At 49.8% G+C, this 19,401-nt stretch carries 19 protein-coding genes; 1 reads left to right on the top strand and 18 read right to left on the bottom strand.

Going from position 1 to position 19,401, the window contains the following annotated elements; genetic code table 11:
• Positions 1-11: 11 nt before the first annotated feature.
• From ASG24_RS09195 to epsA, 4 genes are all read right to left on the bottom strand, one after another.
• Positions 12-1,592, bottom strand: a complete 1,581-nt coding sequence (locus ASG24_RS09195; protein ID WP_235562373.1) for a ShlB/FhaC/HecB family hemolysin secretion/activation protein — start codon at positions 1,590-1,592, stop codon at positions 12-14.
• 234 nt (positions 1,593-1,826) lie between these two features.
• Positions 1,827-3,296, bottom strand: a complete 1,470-nt coding sequence (locus ASG24_RS09190) for a hypothetical protein (protein WP_235562372.1) — start codon at positions 3,294-3,296, stop codon at positions 1,827-1,829.
• A 71-nt stretch (positions 3,297-3,367) separates the two neighbouring features.
• Positions 3,368-4,186: a PEP-CTERM sorting domain-containing protein gene (locus ASG24_RS14825; RefSeq protein WP_235562371.1), complete on the bottom strand. Its 819-nt coding sequence runs from the start codon at positions 4,184-4,186 to the stop codon at positions 3,368-3,370.
• Between the two features lie 262 nt (positions 4,187-4,448).
• The gene (gene epsA, locus ASG24_RS09180) at positions 4,449-5,279 is read right to left on the bottom strand and encodes an XrtB/PEP-CTERM-associated transcriptional regulator EpsA (RefSeq protein ID WP_055872002.1); all 831 of its coding nucleotides are present in this window, start codon (positions 5,277-5,279) and stop codon (positions 4,449-4,451) included.
• A 270-nt stretch (positions 5,280-5,549) separates the two neighbouring features.
• On the opposite strand from epsA, the gene ASG24_RS09175 reads away from it, so the two are divergent.
• Positions 5,550-6,188 (top strand): lytic transglycosylase domain-containing protein, encoded by a 639-nt coding sequence (locus tag ASG24_RS09175; protein WP_055870559.1) that lies wholly within the window; start codon positions 5,550-5,552, stop codon positions 6,186-6,188.
• A gap of 3 nt (positions 6,189-6,191) precedes the next feature.
• On the opposite strand, the gene ASG24_RS09170 is transcribed toward ASG24_RS09175, so the two are convergent.
• The 14 genes from ASG24_RS09170 to ispD form a co-directional block, all read right to left on the bottom strand.
• The gene (locus ASG24_RS09170; RefSeq protein ID WP_055871999.1) at positions 6,192-6,680 is read right to left on the bottom strand and encodes a type II secretion system protein; all 489 of its coding nucleotides are present in this window, start codon (positions 6,678-6,680) and stop codon (positions 6,192-6,194) included.
• 17 nt (positions 6,681-6,697) lie between these two features.
• Positions 6,698-7,096 (bottom strand): type IV pilin protein, encoded by a 399-nt coding sequence (locus tag ASG24_RS09165; RefSeq protein WP_055870556.1) that lies wholly within the window; start codon positions 7,094-7,096, stop codon positions 6,698-6,700.
• Positions 7,083-7,607 carry a type II secretion system protein gene (locus tag ASG24_RS09160; protein WP_055870553.1) on the bottom strand — a complete coding sequence of 175 codons (525 nt, stop codon included), beginning with the start codon at positions 7,605-7,607 and terminating at the stop codon, positions 7,083-7,085. Before ASG24_RS09160 ends, ASG24_RS09165 begins: the two co-directional genes overlap by 14 nt.
• Entirely contained in the window at positions 7,607-9,655 is a 2,049-nt protein-coding gene (locus tag ASG24_RS09155; RefSeq protein WP_055870550.1) for a secretin N-terminal domain-containing protein, read from the bottom strand. The genes ASG24_RS09160 and ASG24_RS09155 overlap by 1 nt, the downstream gene beginning before the upstream one ends.
• 3 nt (positions 9,656-9,658) lie before the next feature.
• Entirely contained in the window at positions 9,659-10,315 is a 657-nt protein-coding gene (locus ASG24_RS09150; RefSeq protein WP_235562370.1) for a hypothetical protein, read from the bottom strand.
• Complete coding sequence (locus ASG24_RS09145) at positions 10,299-10,931, bottom strand: hypothetical protein (RefSeq protein WP_055870544.1); 633 nt, start codon at positions 10,929-10,931, stop codon at positions 10,299-10,301. Before ASG24_RS09145 ends, ASG24_RS09150 begins: the two co-directional genes overlap by 17 nt.
• A complete protein-coding gene (locus tag ASG24_RS09140; protein ID WP_055870541.1) occupies positions 10,928-11,557 on the bottom strand; it encodes a hypothetical protein in 630 nt (209 codons plus the stop codon). Before ASG24_RS09140 ends, ASG24_RS09145 begins: the two co-directional genes overlap by 4 nt.
• The gene (locus tag ASG24_RS09135) at positions 11,547-12,398 is read right to left on the bottom strand and encodes a hypothetical protein (RefSeq protein ID WP_055870536.1); all 852 of its coding nucleotides are present in this window, start codon (positions 12,396-12,398) and stop codon (positions 11,547-11,549) included. Before ASG24_RS09135 ends, ASG24_RS09140 begins: the two co-directional genes overlap by 11 nt.
• The gene (locus ASG24_RS09130; RefSeq protein ID WP_055829979.1) at positions 12,379-14,064 is read right to left on the bottom strand and encodes a GspE/PulE family protein; all 1,686 of its coding nucleotides are present in this window, start codon (positions 14,062-14,064) and stop codon (positions 12,379-12,381) included. The genes ASG24_RS09135 and ASG24_RS09130 overlap by 20 nt, the downstream gene beginning before the upstream one ends.
• Positions 14,061-15,236 carry a type II secretion system F family protein gene (locus ASG24_RS09125; RefSeq protein ID WP_055870533.1) on the bottom strand — a complete coding sequence of 392 codons (1,176 nt, stop codon included), beginning with the start codon at positions 15,234-15,236 and terminating at the stop codon, positions 14,061-14,063. The genes ASG24_RS09130 and ASG24_RS09125 overlap by 4 nt, the downstream gene beginning before the upstream one ends.
• A 5-nt stretch (positions 15,237-15,241) precedes the next feature.
• Complete coding sequence (gene gspG / locus ASG24_RS09120; RefSeq protein WP_082488064.1) at positions 15,242-15,664, bottom strand: type II secretion system major pseudopilin GspG; 423 nt, start codon at positions 15,662-15,664, stop codon at positions 15,242-15,244.
• A gap of 187 nt (positions 15,665-15,851) precedes the next feature.
• Positions 15,852-17,675 carry an ABC transporter ATP-binding protein gene (locus ASG24_RS09115; RefSeq protein ID WP_369814183.1) on the bottom strand — a complete coding sequence of 608 codons (1,824 nt, stop codon included), beginning with the start codon at positions 17,673-17,675 and terminating at the stop codon, positions 15,852-15,854.
• A gap of 8 nt (positions 17,676-17,683) precedes the next feature.
• Positions 17,684-18,169 (bottom strand): 2-C-methyl-D-erythritol 2,4-cyclodiphosphate synthase, encoded by a 486-nt coding sequence (ispF, locus tag ASG24_RS09110; protein ID WP_055870528.1) that lies wholly within the window; start codon positions 18,167-18,169, stop codon positions 17,684-17,686.
• Positions 18,166-18,897: a 2-C-methyl-D-erythritol 4-phosphate cytidylyltransferase gene (gene ispD / locus ASG24_RS09105; RefSeq protein ID WP_055870525.1), complete on the bottom strand. Its 732-nt coding sequence runs from the start codon at positions 18,895-18,897 to the stop codon at positions 18,166-18,168. Before ispD ends, ispF begins: the two co-directional genes overlap by 4 nt.
• Between the last annotated feature and the right edge of the window lie 504 nt (positions 18,898-19,401).

Here is a 19,401-nt window from a genome sequence, read left to right as displayed (position 1 = left end):
CTCGCACGCTGTTACCACTCATAGCCAACACGGAAGTGCAGCCTGTAATCACCATTTTCGACCTCAGGCGCATCATTCATTGCCTGCGCATAGTCCAGGTATGAGAACCAGCCTGTAGTCGTTTTCAATTTGAAGCCTACACCGGCAGAATATATTTCATAATGCGGTTCCAGGCCTGCGGCATTCCTGATATGCACCCGGCCGGCATCAAGAAATGTATAGGCATACATATCCTTGATATAGTCTGCGAACTGGTATTGCTTTAGGTATTTGGCCAAAGGCGGGCTGCGAACTTCAAGAGAACCGGAAATGCCGTCATCACCCAGACGGCTGGATTCAACATATCCACGCACAGACTCCACGCCGCCCACACTGAACTGCTCAGTAGAAATAAGTGCCTGGCTTGCTAACTGCCAGGCGAGTTTTCCCTGTACAGCCCAGCCAGAATCGAAGGTGTAGAGATGTTTGGCGTCCACACGCAGATAAGCATAATTGGCTTCAGCGCCACTGCGTTTGCGGGCAAATTCACTATCAGTGTTGCCCAGCAATGCCGGTGCCATATTCAAAATAAAGCCAGCCTGGGTTTGGCCATAAGAGGACTGGATATTGGCATCGTATCCAAAAGAAGCTGCCCAGTATGAAATAGGCGTATCAATACTGGTATCTGCACCTTGCAGGAAAAGGTTTTCTTTAAAAACCTTGTAGTCCAGACCAAAGGTCAGGCTATGGTAAAAACCGTCGGAGAGCGGCAGCGGTTTGATATAACGCGCACCAGCAATATAACCCTTACCCAGTACGTTAATATCGCCAACGGCGGCAATATTACTGTCTGAAGCAACGGCATAAGCTGCAAAGTAATCGCCATTCATTCGCGGGATAATGTAGGTGCCGGAAAACACTTTTACTTCATTAAAGTCTTCTGGTGAAACCTGGATATTCAAGCCCAGGCTATGATCCTTTTGAAACAGGTTTTCATATTTCAGGCCTGCATTTAACCGTAGCTCGGTGGTATTGGGTGAATAACGGTCATTCAACTCAAGATTGCCATGCACAGGCAGCTTGTCTTTCACCTGCAAATCAACTTCAACCGTACCCGGTGATTTGCCGGGACGAAGCACAGGCGTGACCTGACGGTTCTGGTTGCGGTTCAAAGTGCCCAGCTCTTTTTGCGCAGTAGGAAAATGCGGTACTGTGCCTTCTGCAAATTGCTGCGCCCTGGATTTTATTTCGCTAGGGGTGTGGTAATGTGAGTCCACAATCTGTAACCGTTCAACCTTACCTTCAGTAACCAGCAACCGTACTGTTCCCTGGTTCACCTCCTGCTGGGGAATGCTTACAGAAACAGTCAGGTAGCCAGCTTCCTGATAGGTTTTTTCCAGAGCCGCGCGCGCCTGCTCAACGTCTGCGATACTTTTCTCTTCACCCATATAGGGATAAACAGCTTTTTCGATTTCGCCGTTTTTAAGAACTGAATTACCCTCTACCTGGTATTCAAACACATTGAATTTCAACTCTTCAGCGGGTGCCGAAGCCTGATCAGCCTGAGCGGGGGCTTCATAAGTCTGATCTTCAGCCAAGACAATTTGCGACATGCAACATGCCATCAATCCCGCACAGACAAATTTCAATTTCAAACTCAAAGCTTGCACCTTACATTCACGAATGTTGACACTCAACAGACCAGCATTTTCTTAAACTTTTATGTCACCCACATGAAACGGACTAGTCCGGAAATCGCATAATCCAAAAGAAAAAACGCACCCTCTTTTGAAGGGTGCGTCTATTAAGTGTTTACTCTTTTTTAAGAGTAAATTTTTAACTTTTTATTACTCGTACAATACTGCTGGTGAGCAGTTGTTACCGAAGTTAGTGAACTTGGCTTTTACCACACCAGCTTCACAAGTTGTGTTGCCGCTGTCTGGGTTCAGGGTCAAACCACGTGGCAATGTTGCACAAGCAGCAGCTGTCGGGTTTTTCAAGGCGTTAACGATGGTTGTAACTATAGTTCTCTGGAAACCAGCTGGAGCAGAGTTAGCCACGAACGCTTTCATTTCCATATGGAAAGGATAAGTACCGGAAGCTGCAGCTGCACGTGCATTTAATACGTCACCAGTTTCCGGATGTGAACCGTCGATCTTGATGTAGCGATAGCCATTGTTAGCAGCATTCTCTACAGTCGGGTCATTTTCCATAGACAATACACCGATAGCATAACGTGAACCAGCAGCTGCGTTACTTGCAGTAGTAATGTTGGTTTTTACGTTACCGGAACCGGAGTTCAATACCACTTGATAATTGCCACTTGAAGCTCTGGAAGGTAGCAATTGACTACCAGCCAAACACGGATTACCCAGGAAGAACGCATTGGATGAAGCTTGTGAACCGGAAGTATCAACACGACGTTGGATAATGACGCTCTCAGCACTGTCCTCACCTAAAATTGGAGCCCAAGATTCAGCAGCTTGCACCGCACCACCGTCTTGCAGGATAGAAGCGATCTGACCTTTGGTCAAGGAAGGTGCCAGGGCTGGTGAGTATGAAGACCCTGACTCAGACAGTCCTTGCACTTCTTGCAGTTTGCGGTACAGAGGAGTAGATACTGCCACACCGAAAGCCTGGCCCAGGAATGCATTGCTTAGTACACCAAAGCTAGAGACACTACCGCCACCGATGGAAGCAGGGAACAGTTCCGGCTCAACATCAGAGAAACCACCAACAGTCTGTTGTGGAGCCAATGGGTTAGCTGCCAAAGCGGCTGCGTTTGCAGATTTGTTTGCGGCAGTTTGTACGCCTGTTGCATCCAGGGCTACAGCAGCACCAGATTGTGCACAACCTTTATAAACATCAGCATTGTTTGCAGTGTTTGTTGCGTCTGTGTAACCAGTAGCCAGTTTAGTGCAGCTTGCGTTACCAACGTAGGATACACGTGCCAGTTTTGTACCATTAGTGAATGGTGTGAATGCGTTCAAAGAACCGCCATCTAAAGTCTGATATAACACAGCGGTACGGGTACCACGAGTACAGGCATAAGCAACAAAGTTACCCAGTGAACCTGGAGTCACGGCTGTGCTGGAAGACGCTTGTGAAGTGAAGATAGAGCCTGTACCAGCCTGGCAACCTTTTACCCAACCTTCGTAGATGGATTTTGTTGGCGCAGAAGCACCAGCAATCCATGCTTGATCCAATGTACCTGCACCACGTGCAGTTTCGATTTGAGCTGGCGTTACACCTGCTGCAGCCATTGTACTTACAGACAAAGCTGCCAGTGCAAATGCGATTTTTTTGATGTTCATCATCTTAGTTCCCTTTAATTTTTTGAATCAGCAATCTTGAAAGAGCAGAGGGGCTCATGCAGAGCCCCTGTTTATTATTTTGCAGATTTGCGACGACGTGCAGCAGCAGCTACAACACCCAAGCCTAAAGCCATCAATGCATAGCTTTCTGGCTCTGGTACTGGCACTGTTGTCTGTACTGAAGAGATGGTCAGTAAACCGTTATTGAAGGTCACTTTAGTATTGTCAAAGAAGAAGTTATTACCAGAGCTAGGACCACCTGCTTGTACTGTCTGGAACAAACTCATCTCAGTTCCCAGCAAGGCGATAGAAGTTGGACCGACATTACCATTCACATTAGAAGCAAAATACGACAATGGATTATTATTCATAGCAACGATTTGGTCATGGTTACCTGTCGCTGTCACCAATGGGGATCTTGAGATTGTGAAATTTTTCGCCTCCGGATTGCTAATATCGTAAGAGGAAATCATGCCACGCGCACCAGCAGTTGCAGCTGCTGGAGTGCCTAATGAGTCACCAGCAAACACATTGAAGTAAGTAGTGCTTAAATCAGCACCACTGATAAATGAGTTGAAAGCTGCGTTTGTGCTCAGGTCAAATGTAAAAACGCTGTTTGAGCTATCAAAATTGGAATCAGCTACATCACTGCCGATTTCATTGAAGTTGCTATATTTGAAGCCTGTATCAAACCATACTGAAGTGTTGGAAGTACGGTCAAATACAGATAACACCAAAGAACCATTACCCGTGTTTGGAGCATCATACGCGCTAGCCACGCCAGATGCTGTCAAAGCCAATGCAGCGATCAAAGCCTTTACTTGGAATTTCATAAACTTCTCCTCAAATTTCGAACAAAAATAATAAAAAGAACAAACTACAAACCTGCTCAAACTACAAATATGCTTAATGTAAAGCAGTCAATCTCGACCTGAAAAATTATGGTTGACCAACATGACAGCGTGACTTGAAAATCTAGTCCGCTATGACTAGCCCAACCGGGCTAATCAAAAACGCATGTTGAGTGCATGCATAAAAATCCTGTTTATTGTAAAAACCCAAGATGACAGTTTGGAATTCAGGACTAGTCCTAACGGACTAAAAGAGAGGTGTTGCAGAATAAATTTTGATGACAATGAGTTAGAAGCAGGAACATTACTGCTTACGGGTAATCAGCCCCATTTTCAGGGCTTTACTGGCTGCCTGGCTGCGATTCTCAACATCCATTTTCCGCAAGATATTCTGTACATGGTTTTTGATGGTCAGCGGGCTAATCTCCATGATGCTGCCAATCTCCCAATTGGTTTTGCCGGCCTGCAACCATTCCAGCACTTCCAGCTCTCGCCTGCTTAATGGTTTGACCCTGCCATTACGAGTGGTAGTGGATAACACTGAAGGACATTTGTTGGCAGTCACTTTTTCGATGGCACAGTGCAGATGCGGCATCAGTAATTCCAACAGATGCGCAGTTTGCGCATTGACGGGTGAACTCAGACGGCCAAACATAACCAGGGTGGCAATGCGGCTATGCTCATTACCAAAGCCATGTACCACAAACCGTTTGAGCTCGGATGCACTCATCCTGTCGGCGTCTATTTGTTCTACCGCGTAGTGGCTGTTCTGCTGGCTGGGTATTTCAGTATGGTAAAACAAAGGTTTACTGAGCGTACTCCATTGTTCAAATGCCTGACTCACCAGACCATCGGTCTCATGTAATACCTGGTCAAATTGTGTATCGCCAAAATATCGGCTGGAGGTTAGATACTCATAATCATAAGTGGGGCGCTCTGTTCCTCTTACGCCCACAATGACCACTTCGTGTGCTAGCAAACATTGGAATCCGCGTTGTAGCCAGTTGAAAAAATGAGAGCGATGCTGTAACCGTAGTGATTCTTCGATCACCTCCATGAATAACACGCGCTGCTCTTCATTCAGCACCAATGCCCATTGGTCATTGGCCTGATCCGTCCCTGTTATTGTGCTCATGTGTTTGCCACATTGATATAAATGCAGCACAGTTTGCGGAGAATTTGTGACAGAAAAATGATTGCCGCGTGTCATTTGGTTGATATATTCATGACAGCGGATTATGCCTAAGGATTAGTTCCCAATTGGAACACAGGATATGACCAGACTGACCTTTGTATAATATTGCCGAATTACCTGACATGTCTTTTAGATGTCATATGGGCATGGCATTATTCCGCCATCATGAACGCTCTGGATCCCCTTTACCGTAGGCGATGCATTCACCTCTTGCTGATTGGCAGTGTGTCGTTTGCAGTGGCGATCATAAACAACGCATTTGCTGACACTACACTTGAGGTCCAGCATTTAAGCGGTCAAATCCTACTCGACGATACCAGTGATACAGAGCTGGTCATCAGCAATGTCGACGATGAGGCAATGACGGTTGAATCAAATCCTGACGATCGAAAAGTGTCTAAGAAGCTACGCTGGCAAACCGGTAGCATTCCTTACCAGAATGAAGTACAGGCTGTCGCACAAGCCACTCAAATCGATCCGGCCCTCATACATGCAGTGATTGCCACCGAGTCTGGTTACAATCCGCAAGCACAATCCAGGAAAGGGGCTTACGGATTGATGCAGGTGTTACCTTCCACTGCCCAATCGTTTTCAACCATCCCTGTCAAACAATGGTCAGTGCGCCAGCAAATCTTGTGGGGCTCGCGCTACCTGAAAAATATGCTGGAATTGTTTGAGGGCGATATTTCGCTGGCACTTGCCGCTTACAATGCCGGGCCGAATGCGGTAAAAATGCGGAAAAATACCTTGCCGCCATTTCGCGAAACCCGGCAGTATGTGCCTAAAGTATTAAGTTATTACCGCGCATTCAAAAGCCGGTTGCCGCATGAAACATTACCTTTGGAATAACAGTTAACGGTTAGCCCAAGCCAGTTCCAGGTCTGCCAGTGTATTCGGCTCATAGATAAACTGCCACTCCCGGTAGTGCCTGGCACCATGAAAACCGGATTCAAACTCCTGGTAGCCTGCACTACGGATAGGTTGCAGCAATGACTGGCTGTGCACGCCCACAATGCGTCCGTTACGAAACACCAGCGTCATGCCTTGCCTGGCAAAAAAGGGATCGGTATACAGTTTGCGCAGATGCCTTTTGAGTACCGGAAAACGTTTGTCTTCGACCAGTTCATTCAAGGTCATTGGATACTGCTTGACCGGTTGCGGCGTGGATTCGTAATAACGCCCGATCGCCAGCCGATAGGCTTCACCAACCTCCAGCAATAAGGCTTCGTTGGCGCGCTGTGTCTGTTGCTGCCACATCACCGCCGCACCTTGCATGCCAATAGCGGCAATCACTAGCGTGACCATCACGCCTATATATGAGAACCCTCGCTGCGGTCGCATGAACAATGTATGCAAGGTTACCAATCCGTATACAGACTGCCATCCGTGGCCTGCCCGGTGGCGCCGCTGTGCAAGGTATACACACCGCCCACCAGCGGCAACTCGGGTGCGGTAATCACCCAAGTATCGTTGCTTTCGCTAATGGCATCCCATGGCAGCTTATCGAGATAATGCTTGTCTACCAGATCCTGCAAGGTATCAGGGTATTGGCCCTGATCAGAAAAAAATTCATCCAGCGCCTTGCGGGTAGTTACCAGTTGTTGCTTGAGCGCCTGCTCCTTGGCACGTTGCACTCCGGAAAAATAGCGTGGTACTGCCAGCGACAACAATAAGGCAAGAATAGACAACACCACCAGCAACTCTACTAATGTGAAACCGGCAATACGCTTGATCATACGATGTCTACCATTGCGCATACGGCACTCCATTGATTCCGGTCTGGGTACTTAAGGAATACACATCATAAACATCCTGGCTGTAGCGCGGGGATTCAGGCGGGCTATCGTAACTGCGTAATCCCCAGCCTACAGAAGGACTGGTGCCGGCAGTTTGCTGGACTCTCAGCATAGGGTCTTGCGGCACCCTGCGCAGGAAGCGCAACACCTTGCGCTTAGGGTCTTTCATATCCTGCACGCCCTCCGCCAGTATCTGCAAATTCGGCGGGTAACCGGTGGCATCGGCATTTTTCTTGATGCGCCCGTCATCCGCCGCTTTTTTGTAGCCATCAATCGCACGCCGTATCTCGCGCAGACTTTCACGTAGCTGCTGCTCTTTTTGTCGCTGCAAAGTAAGCTGCACCATAGGCGTGGCGACACTGGCCATAATCGCAACAATCGTCAGCGAAACCATTAATTCAATCAGGGTGAATCCGTTGCCATGAGTCAGGCGCCGAGCCCGGCAAACCCTGGCTGTAGACTGACACCACATTACGGAATGACCTTAGGCGATGGCAAGGTGGTGGGCGATTGTTCCTGCACGCCACTGCCATTCACATTGTTGGACATGCCCGGCACCGTGGGTGTAACGTTTGAAGAAGGAAACGTACTGGCAGGCTCTGGTGGCGGCGGAAGCGCATCCGGTGATGGTATGCTGGCCTCAGGTGGCACCGGTGTATCAGGAGATTCAATCACCGGGGGGTCAATCGGCTCGTTCAGTTCACGCTGGCGCTGTAACTGTTGCTCACGTATCTGCTGGCCACGTGTCAATGCCGGTGTCATCGGTGTGGTATTCAACAGCGGCTTATCAGAAATCACCGTTTCGGTACCGCTCCAGTATTCGGAGAAAGTGGCTTCCGGCAGCGTAACATTGCTGATCACTTTAGGCGTGATTGCCAGCACAATTTCCGTTTTTTGTTTCTCGTCATTGTGACGGGAGAATAACCTGCCCAGAATCGGGATCTCGCCCAGAAATGGTACTTTGTCTGCATTCTTGCGTTCGGAATCCTGGATCAGACCCGCCAGGATTTGCGTCTCGCCATGTTTCAGCCGCAGTATCGTGCTGGCATTGCGGGTGCCGATGTTAAACACCCTGGAGTTATTGCTCAGGGTCACCGCTTCGCCTAATGAACTGACTTCCAGGTTGACTTTGATACTGACGAAATCGTCCAGCATGATACGCGGCTCCACCTCCAGCTTCAGCCCGACATCCACATACGAAACACTTTCGGAGGTGCCGACGTTCGCGGTGGTATTGGTGGTAATCACTGGCACTTTATTACCGACCAGCACTTTGGCTTTTTCGTTGTTCTTGACGCGGATACGCGGATTGGACAGCAGGTTCAAATCCGTATCGGTGGTCTTGAACTGTATGCTGGGATTAGGGCTGACGCCGATATTGGAGGACTTCAGATTCTTCAAGGCTTCCAGCGTTAACGGGCTATTCAATACTGTCAGTGAGCTAGGGTAGATAATTCCCAGGTCTTGCAGCTTGCCGCGTGTGATTTCCATCACTTCAATTTCCAGCATCACTTCCGGGTCGGCAATGTCCTGCGCCTTGATCATTTTTTCCGCCAGAGCCAGTACTTCCGGCCTGTCCCGCAATACCAGCATGTTCAGTCGCTCATCAACATAGACATCGCGGATTTTAAGGATGGTACGCAGCATGTCCGCGCACTGTTTGGCACTGGTATTGGCAAAGTAAAAGTTACGGATCAGCAAATCCTGGTAATCCTTGTTCTTTTGCTGGGTGGCGGGATACACCAGCAGGCTGTTGGGTGACAGAATTTTTTTCTGCAAGCCGTTACTGGTCAGCACCATATCAATGGCATCTTCAATCGGCATTTTTTTAAGAAAGACCGAAGCTTTCATTTCCGGCTTGATATCTTTATCCAGGATAAAGTTGACGCCAGTGGCACGGGATAATGCCTCGAATACAACTTTGATATTGGCATCACGCAGTTCCAGCGTCACCGGTTTGCTTAAGCCGGTTTGCAGCTGCGGTAACGCCGCACGTGCATGGGTTTCCAGCGCAATCAACTGCCTTTCCAGTGCTAATGCCTGCTCGTTGGTCGGTTGTTCCAGCAGGATATCGCGTACCAGCTTCAGCGCTTCTTTGGGCTGATCAATCTTCTGTTTCGCCGCTTCCAGTTGCTTGCGCAATATAATCTCGCGCTCGCCCGCTCTCTCATAATCCAGCGCCTTGGGATGATTTGCATCCAGCGTCAGTATCCGCGCGTAAATCTGTTTTGCTTCAGCAACATTGCCTTTGGCATTGGCCGCTTCGGCTTCGAAAGAGAGGGCATTAATTGCCTGTTCCCGTTCGCGATACCAGCGATTGCGTAATTCCACATCACCTGGTTTTTCAGCCACCAGTTTAGCTAATTCATGTACTTTTCCCTCAGGCGTGGTGGCCGTGAGTTTAGTCGGGAACAAACCGCAAGCAGCCAGACCAAAGGCAATACACACCAGGAATAGCGTGGTCCGTAAACGGGTTGGCAGCGCGGTTAAGCGATGAGATTGAATATAAGAATGACTCATGAATTATTGTTCTAACGGAATATTGTCTTCAGTATCCGCCACAGACTGGCGTTGCCCTGCTGCAGCGGTTTTTGCCTTGCTCAATACCACTGCCTGATTAAGCGGCAGATACGTAAAATAAACAGATTGCGCATCTTCACTATCCAGCCGCCATTGCGCAGTCACCTGGCTCTTCAGCCTGGGCATCAATACTTTTTTCTGCTGCATTAAAATCACTGTGCTGCCTTCGGGCACATCCTGCATGCTGCCTACGTAGGTGTAGGGTACTGGCGGTGCTTGCGGTGGCGGTGGTGGTGGCGGTTTGACTGGCGGTGGCAACCACTCATGCGCATCAAACAGGGCATGATTAACCTTGGCCGGTAACTTTCGCGGCAGCACGACGGGGCTGGATATCTCTGCTACTACAGGTTGCGCAGCCTGATCATGCGCGCTATTCGTTTGTGGTTCCGGCACTGTGACTATAGCTGGCGCGGCTGTCACAGATGCCTGTTTTTTTGCAGGGGCAGGAGCCAAACTGCTGTCTGCAACTACCGTGTCATCCACCGCATCCTGCTCAGCTGACCATTGCCAATACACCAACGCAACTGTCAGTAGCAGGCTGATCCATAACAGCGGCCGCCGGGATGTTTGCGCGTTAGCCGCCTCAAGTCGCATGCTCATGCCCTCCGCGGATAAACATGGAGAATGTCAGCGTCGTTTCAATCACCGGCTGCACCGTTTCGTTCTTGCGCAGTTCCAGCCCGGTCAGCGCCATGGTCGGGTAACGACGCAGCACTTCACTGATAAAACGGCGGCAAGTGATATAGTCCGACTGGATGGTGAAACGCATATCAAATTGCTGTATCGGCTGTGGGCCGACAGCGGCCTGATGTGCCTGCCACTGATAATCGCCCACATTCAAAGGTATATGATGCTTTTGCGCCAGAGCGGCGACCTGCAACATACGCGGTGATAACTCGCTACTGGCAGGCAACTGCTGCCACAGCTCCGACAGGGTGACGGGCTCACTGGCCTCTTCAGGCGTTTTTGCTGTCGCGACCTTTTTTGCAGCGGAAACTCTCGTTTCAACAGGGGCAGCGGACCGTAATTTCAGCCGTTCGACTTCTTGTTCCAGCGAAGCAAGTTGGGCCATTTTTGCCGGTTGTTGCTGTAACAAATATAGCCAGACGACGATTAGCACGCTACTGGCTAACATGGGCACCCAGCCCAGGTACCAGGCGCTGCGTCTGGCAAACCAGAAGAGCCCTGTCATGGACGGCAAGCGAAAACCACTCATGGCTGCCACCCGCCCTGTATTTCAAAACTGACCGGACGTTGCGGATGTGTTTCAATCACCTGGTGTTTTTGCAGATGCACTTGCGTCAGCACTGCCTCTTCCTGCAAATGACCCACATATTTCAGCAAAGTGTTGTAGTCCTTGGCTTCGCCGGACAAGATGAATTGCCCACGTGTAGCGTCGGGCAATAATTGCAACAAGGCAATGTCCTTGATCTGCCGGGATTCCAGCGCCTGCAATAAATCGAACCAGTGGATGTTTAACTGCTGCGTAATGGTTTCTGCTTCTTTTTCCTGTGCCTGGGTCAGTGCGATGGCGGCTTTCTTTTGTGCCGCGGCATATGCATGCTGCTTTGCCTCTTCAGGTGTTCGTGCAGATTGTGCTTGAGCCACGATTGTTTTTTGTAATTGACTGGCTGCGTCATTCGCTTGTACCAATGCTCGTGACAACTCCGCTTTGTGTTGTTCCATAGCCAGCAGTTGTGCATTGACTTCATCATCTGCATGCCAGGCAGTCAATACCAGTAAAGCACACACCACTAACAGCAATACCCCCGGCCAACGCACCTTTTGCCAGGCAAATGCAGGCTGGGCAAACTCAAAATAGTAGTTCGGGTTAGGCCACATGTGCGACCTCTTGCCACAGTGAGGTGATCGCATTAGCGCAATATATGTTTTTCCAGGTCAAGCGGCCTGCCAGGTGTTGCGACAGCCGGCGACCAACCGCAGCCACCGGCTCACATGCCGGTTCACTTAACCAGTAGCAGTCTGCGGCCTGCACGCCCAGTAAAGTCCGCTCGCGCAGCAACCATGCAGCCATGATATCTACTTCGGCCAGATCACTGACCAGGCTGGCAACATGGGTGACTTCGCCTTGTTGCAAATGCAATAATCGCAGCATATGCGGCTCTGCACTCACTACCGTACCCTCTGCTGGCAGACTGGTATGCGCCCAGAGTGCGCAGGCATACGGTTGCACTGACAAGTGCAGATATTTGCGTGGCGACACCAGGTTTTTTGCAGCTATGTTTTGCAATACTGGTGTGGTGGCGAGCAATGAAGCATGGCTTTGCGGGACATCCTGCATACGCAACGGCCATTGCACCGCCGCCTCACCATAGGTTTTGAGCAACATGGCTCGTGCATATGCTTGCAACTCAGTACCGGATAAAGCGGTAGTCTGGCCGGATTGTTGAATGGCAGGTAATAACATCAAATGCACATGCTGGTCTGCCAGGTAAATTTCGATACGCTGCCAGTCGGTGGCGGGTAGTTGCGCGATGACAGCAGTTATGGCTGCCTGCAAGGCGAGAGGCTCCGTACTATCCAGGGGTGCCTGGGCAACCACTCTGCGTGATTGAATACCAGCCGGCCAGTGCTCGGCCAGCACGCTGTCAGCTGTCACCAGCATCCGCGTCATGCCACACCAACGTATTTGGCTGAGCATATCAGGCAATAAACGTGACACGGTTAATCTCCTGCAAACTTGTCATGCCCGCACCCGCAGCACTGACTGCCGCTTCGCGTATGGTACGCATGCCATTTTTTGCAGCGGCTTCTTTGAGCTGACGGATAGGTTCGCGGGCAATGATCATCTCGCGTAACTCGTCATTCAGCACCAACACTTCCGCCACCGCCTTACGGCCTTTATAACCGGTACCGCGACAATGTCCACAGCCTTTGGCATATTTAAAGGTCATACCGACGGCCTGTTCCGGCGTCAGGCCTGAGGCTTCCAGTAACTCTGCATCCGGCACAAACGGTTCAGCGCAATGCGGGCACAAGCTGCGCACCAAGCGCTGCGCAATAATGCCGTTGACGGCCGACACAAAGTGATACGGGTCAACGCCCATATGCATAAAGCGGCCTATCACATCCAGCACACTGTTGGCATGCACGGTGGAGAACACCAGGTGACCGGTGAGTGCCGCCTGCACCGCAATCTGTGCGGTCTCCGCATCGCGGATTTCACCGACCATAATTTTGTCAGGATCATGACGCAGGATAGAGCGCAGCCCGCGCGCAAACGTCAGGCCTTTCTTTTCATTCACGGGGATTTGCAACACACCAGGCAATTGGTATTCCACCGGGTCTTCGATGGTGACAATCTTGTCAAAGCCGGTATTCACTTCAGAAATGGCGGCATACAATGAAGTGGTTTTACCGCTACCGGTAGGTCCGGTCACCAGCACCATGCCATATGGTTCGCTGGCCAGCTTCCTGAACCTGGCAATCACGTCGTCGTCAAACCCCAGCGCCTTCAGGCTTAAGCCCTGCGCCTGCTCGGTGAGTGCTTTGCGGTCCAATACCCTTAATACAGCATCTTCACCAAACGCACTCGGCATAATGGACACACGAAAGTCGATCAGGCGGTTCATCGCATGTACTTTAAATCGGCCATCTTGCGGGATACGCCGTTCGGCAATATCCAGTTGCGCCATCACCTTGATCCGCGAAATCGCCTGTTCTGCACTATCCAGTCCCGGGCTATTGGCAATACTGGCCATCACGCCATCAATGCGGTATTTCACAGCCAGGCCCCCAGGATGCGACTCCAGGTGTATATCACTGGCGCCGGTTTTCAGTGCATCATATAAAGTGGAGTTGATCAATTTGATGATGGGGTTGGCATCTTCATGGATGGACTTGAGCGAAAGTTGCATCACAACCTCCTCTTCGCCCTCCTTTGCCTGGTCTTCGTGCAGACCCATGCCATCCATGGCACGCATGGTTTCTTCCTCACCGGCCAGGTAAGCGCTAATATCGAGCCGGTGTGCCAATCGCCATGTAAAGGACTGCTGCACGGCATGCTGCGCCCATAACGGCAATTGCTTGTCGAACGGGTCAGCAAATACCAGTATCAATGCTTGGTTTTCATCATAAAAAGCCAGGCATTCTTTTTGTTGTGCCTGGTTATAGCTGATGACATCGAACGCGACCTGCCATTCACGCATTTCACGCATGCTGGCTACCGGGTAATGCAGCAGGCTACCCAATTCATTGACCAGCGCTTCGCTCTCCAATGACAGTAATTCTTCTAGCACTTCGATGACACGGCGTTGCTGCTGTTGCGCCAGCATTTGTGCCTGCGCGAATACATCCGCTTGCATTGTGGTTGGTAAAAGCTGATTCATTGGATTTGCCCCGCCAGTTCAAAGATAGGCATATACAGCAGAAGCACAACAACACCAATCACCAGGCCAATAAACAACATGAGCAAGGGCTCAAACAATTTGGTAAACCAGTCTATCCAGCGCGCCAGTTCTTCATCATAAAAACCGGCGATGCTATCCATCATTTGCGCCACGTTACCGCCACGTTCGCCGACCAGCAGCATGCGTTCACCAATGGGTGTGGTCATGCCCGCAGTTTTGAATGCATGCGACAGCGGCTGCCCCTGGCTGATCATGGTTTGCGCCTGTTGCAGGCTAAGTGCCATGCTGCTATCCAGCAAGCCGCCTAGCGAATCAATCGCCGTCATGATGGGCGTACCGCCTGCCAGCAACATACCCAAAGTGCGGTAAAAGCGTGCTAATTGATAGAGCTGCAACTTGGCACCGACGGCCGGGATGCGCCAGATTGCCCGCACCATGGCCTGCCGCATGCTAGGTGTTTTAAATACCAGAATCAGCCCGATGATGCCACCGACCAATATGGCGAGCATGGTTTCACCATGTTGTGAAATCAGGGTGCCCCACTGCAACATCATTTGCGACATCCACGGTAAGTCCGCGCCGGTGCCTTCATACACGCTGCTGAATTTGGGTACTACAAATCCCATTAAAAAGGCAATCACCAGGCCACCGACGATAATCAGCAGCATGGGATAGATCGATGCGCTGATGATTTTCTTTTTAAGAAGTGAGACCTGGTTGTCGTAAGCAATATAGCGAGATAAGGCATTGCCGAGATCACCGGTACGCTCAGCCGCTTTAACGGTGGCAAAATAAAGTGGAGGAAATACTTCCGGTTGGCGTTCGAGCGCGGCAGAGAATGACTTGCCTTGCTGCAATGACTGCAAGATACCCTGCAATACGGCGCGGGTGTGATCCTGGCGTAATGAAAGTGCCTCAATCGCTTCGACCAGATTGAGTCCTGAGTGCAGCAAAGCCAATAACTCCTGACTGAACAAAGCCAGGGGGAAAGCTTCTTTTTTTAAGCGCGTCTTACCTGATTTATCCAATTGCAGGGAAACTGGCAGCAAGCCCTTAGACTTTAACTGCGCATAAGCATCCTGCTCATCGTCGGCCTGCAACTCGACCATCGTCAATAGTGAGCCGTTCAACACTTTGGCTTGGTAGCGCATGTCAATTACCAGCTGGTAATATCCTGCGACTCATCATTGCCGCCCACCTGGCCGTCTTTGCCATAGCTGAATAAATCATACTCGCCATGCTGGCCTGGAAAACGATACTGGTAAGGCTTGCCCCAAGGATCGTTGGGCACACCTTTCTTCAGATAAGGCCCGCTCCAGCGCGTGTCATTATCGGTGTTCGCCATCAGCGCATTCAGCCCCTGCTCGGTAGATGGATAATGGCCGACATCCAGGCGGAACTGGTCCAATGACTGCTCAAGCGCTGCGATTTGTGCCTTGGCCGTCTTTACTTCAGACTTGCCAATCTGCTGGAAATACTTGGGACCGACATAGCCTGCCAGTAAGCCGATAATGACCATTACCACCAGTAATTCGAGTAAGGTAAACCCGGCAATGCTTCTGACCGAACGCAGCGTCATCCAATATTTCTCCATGAAAATTTGATGACAATACTAAGCAGTTCAGATTGCAGAAAAGTGGCAGCAATGTGACAAATCGCCATAATTGTAAATTTATATTAACAATTATGGCGATGAGTAATTTGGAGAGTTGCTAACTTTGAAAGTTGGCTAGCCAGGTTGCAGAAATAAGATATTTAGAAGCTCACTATTCACCTAGAAAACCACCACTTTGATGCGCCCAGAGTTTGGCGTAAATACCATTCAGCTTGAGTAATTCATGATGGGTGCCGGTTTCTACGATATGACCTTTATCGAGGACTACCAGTTTATCCATCGCGGCAATGGTGGAAAGCCGGTGTGCAATGGCAATCACGGTTTTACCTTCCATCAATTGCGACAGATGATGCTGGATAGCCTGCTCAACTTCTGAATCCAGTGCGCTAGTCGCTTCATCCAGTACCAGGATAGGTGCATTTTTAAGCATCACGCGCGCAATAGCGATACGCTGGCGCTGGCCGCCGGAGAGTTTTACCCCGCGTTCGCCTACGTGGGCATCATAGCCAGTGCGACCTTTTGCATCCCTGAGTGTCTGGATAAAATCGTGCGCTTCCGCCCGTTTGGCAGCAGCCACCATGTCTTCCTCAGTCGCATCAGGGCGGCCATAGAGGATATTCTCGCGCACTGAACGATGCAGCAAGGAAGTATCCTGCGTCACCATACCGATCTGCTGACGCAAAGAATTCTGTTTAACGCTAGCTATCGACTGGCCATCAATGCGTATTTGGCCGGACTGGATATCATAGAAACGCATTAACAGATTAACGATGGTTGATTTACCTGCGCCGGAACGTCCGACTAAGCCTACCCGTTCACCCGGCCGGATATTCAAATCAAAACTTTGTAGCAGAGGTGTCTGTTGTGCATAGGCAAAATCCACCTGATCAAACCTGACCTCGCCTTTTGGCACTGAAAGTGCCGGCGCATCAGGCTGATCAACCACCTCATTGATGACAGATAAGGTATTTACGCCATCCTGCACCGTACCAATTTGCTCATACAGGGAAGTAAGCTCCCACATCACCCAGTGAGAAATCCCATTTAACCTTAAACTCATTGCCATCACAGCAGCCACCGCGCCAGCGGCTACCAGGCTTTGCGACCAAAGCCACAGCACCATGCCGCCACTGGCAATAATCAGGCACATATTTAAAAAGTGATTGATGCTCTCTACGCAACTGACCATGCGCATCTGGCCATGTACGGTATCCAAAAACTCCTGCATGGCAGATTGCGCATACCCTGCTTCCCGTCCCGCATGCGAAAACAATTTAACTGTGGGGATATTGGTATAGGCGTCGGTGATTCGCCCAGCCATCAATGCGCGTGCATCTGCCTGTTGCTGTGACACCTTGGCCAAGCGTGGAATAAAGTAAAAAAGCGCGCAGCCATACAAAAGCAGCCAACCGAGAAAAGGCAGCACCATCCATGGATGAAAGTTTCCGACAACCGTCACGATGGTGGTGAAATAGATCAGCACGTACACCATGATGTCAGCCAGGATAAACCACACGTCTCTGACTGCCAGTGCAGTTTGCATCACCTTCGCGGAAACCCTTCCGGCAAACTCGTCCTGATAAAAGGACATACTCTGATTCAGCATATGCTGATGAAATTGCCAGCGCATGCGCATGGGGAAGTTGCCCGCCAATGTTTGATGTTTAATCAGCGTTTGCAGCAGGATAATGACGGTGCTACCCACCAGGATAGCGATCACCCAAGTCAACGTTTGTTGATGTGTATTCCACAACTGTTGGGGAGCAATCGCAGTCAGCTTATCCACCACCTTACCCATCAGGGCGAAAAGTAATGCCTCAAATGCACCAATACACGCGGTGAGTATCGTCATCAGTAAGATGTACTTACGCATGCCATATGAGCAGGCCCACATAAATGGCCAGAATTTTGTCGGCAGGTTTTGAATAATTTCGTGCGGGAAAGGAGAAACCAATCCCTCAAATTTGGAAAACAATCGCATGGTTAAAGGTGTGTATAAATCAGAACAACGGCTTCGGCAGCAATGCCCTCACCACGACCAGTAAAGCCCAGCTTTTCAGTGGTAGTCGCTTTTACGTTAATAAAATCAATGCCGACCTGACAGTCACCGGCAATATTCTCTCGCATGCTATTAATATAAGGCCCGAGTCTAGGAGCTTCACAGATCACAGTTGCATCAACATTGCCAATATGAAATCCCTTCTTACTCAGCAATTCCACCACATGCCTTAATAACTCACGTGAGTCTATGCCTTTATAACGCATGTCCGATGGGGGGAAATGCTTACCGATATCGCCGAGCGCCGCAGCCCCTAATAACGCATCACAAATAGCATGCAGCAGCACATCGGCATCAGAATGTCCGTCCAAACCGAGTGGATGAGGAATATTTACACCACCGATAATGCAATCGCGGCCGCTTACTAGCCCATGCACATCAAAGCCGTGACCAATTCTAAAGGGCGTCATAAATTTCCTGTATCGCTCAAACTTAAAGTTGCTGTTTCGGTATGTGCAGCCTGCATCAATGCACCAACCACCTTTAAATCTTGTGGGTAGGTGATTTTCATATTTTTTAAATCGCCCAGAACCAATTTAGGTTGATAACCCATCCACTCCATGGCTTGTGCCTCATCTGTCGGATGCCGCTGTAAATAAGCGGTTAATGCCTGTTGCAACTGACCATGCCTGAACATTTGAGGCGTTTGTGCCTGCCATAATTTTTCACGGGGAATGGTTTCACTGATAAAGGCATTTGCATCGGCACGCTTCAGAGTATCAGCCAGTGGTAACGCGAGAATGGCACCAACATCTTTATCTGATATCGCATCGATCAGGCGATTAATCATTGCCTGATCGATGCCTGGTCTAGCTGCATCATGTACAAGGATCCAATCGTCAGCCTCTATGGAAGCTGTTATTGCCTTTAAACCATTGAGTACACTGGTCGCACGCGTTTCTCCACCGACTGATATTACGCGTGTTTTATGACAATCGTTCAGCAGTGCAGGTTTCCAATATGCATCGTTTTCCGAAATCACGATGGCAATACTTGAGATTTCGGGCATCCCTTCAAAAACTTCAATTGCGTGCCGCAATAATGGTTTGCCATTCAGCATCAAATACTGCTTAGGAGTGTCTGATTGCATGCGAGTGCCATGCCCTGCACTGGGAATTAAGACATGATATTTAGCCATCCATCCATTTTAACATGCCATGCTTAGCAACTTGTTCCCGGATTAGCCCTAATGGGTCAATGACATGCTTGTTTTGGATGCTTATGATGCAAGCAAACGAGGGAGAAGACTCACAACAACAGCCTGCCTAGCGGTTAAACGCCTGNGATTAGCCCTAATGGGTCAATGACATGCTTGTTTTGGATGCTTATGATGCAAGCAAACGAGGGAGAAGACTCACAACAACAGCCTGCCTAGCGGTTAAACGCCTGGATAACGGCGCAAATAACAGCAATACAGATTTCATGGCAGTCTATTTTGAGTTATCTTAATAGACATTGATAACCCGGTGCKTGCACCGGGTTTTTTTATGTCCTGCCGATCTGGCTTGAAAGCAAAAACCCCGCTATTGCTAGCGGGGTTTTCTTGTAAGGAGCTTGGGGATGACCTACTTTCGCATACGAAGAGTACACTATCATTGGCGCAAGTTCGTTTCACGGCCCTGTTCGAGATGGGAAGGGGTGG

It is taken from the genome of Methylophilus sp. Leaf414 (assembly GCF_001425425.1).
Taxonomy (GTDB): domain Bacteria; phylum Pseudomonadota; class Gammaproteobacteria; order Burkholderiales; family Methylophilaceae; genus Methylophilus.
The sequence above is the reverse complement of the archived record's forward strand: the minus strand, read 5'-3'. Positions and strand labels throughout refer to the sequence as shown.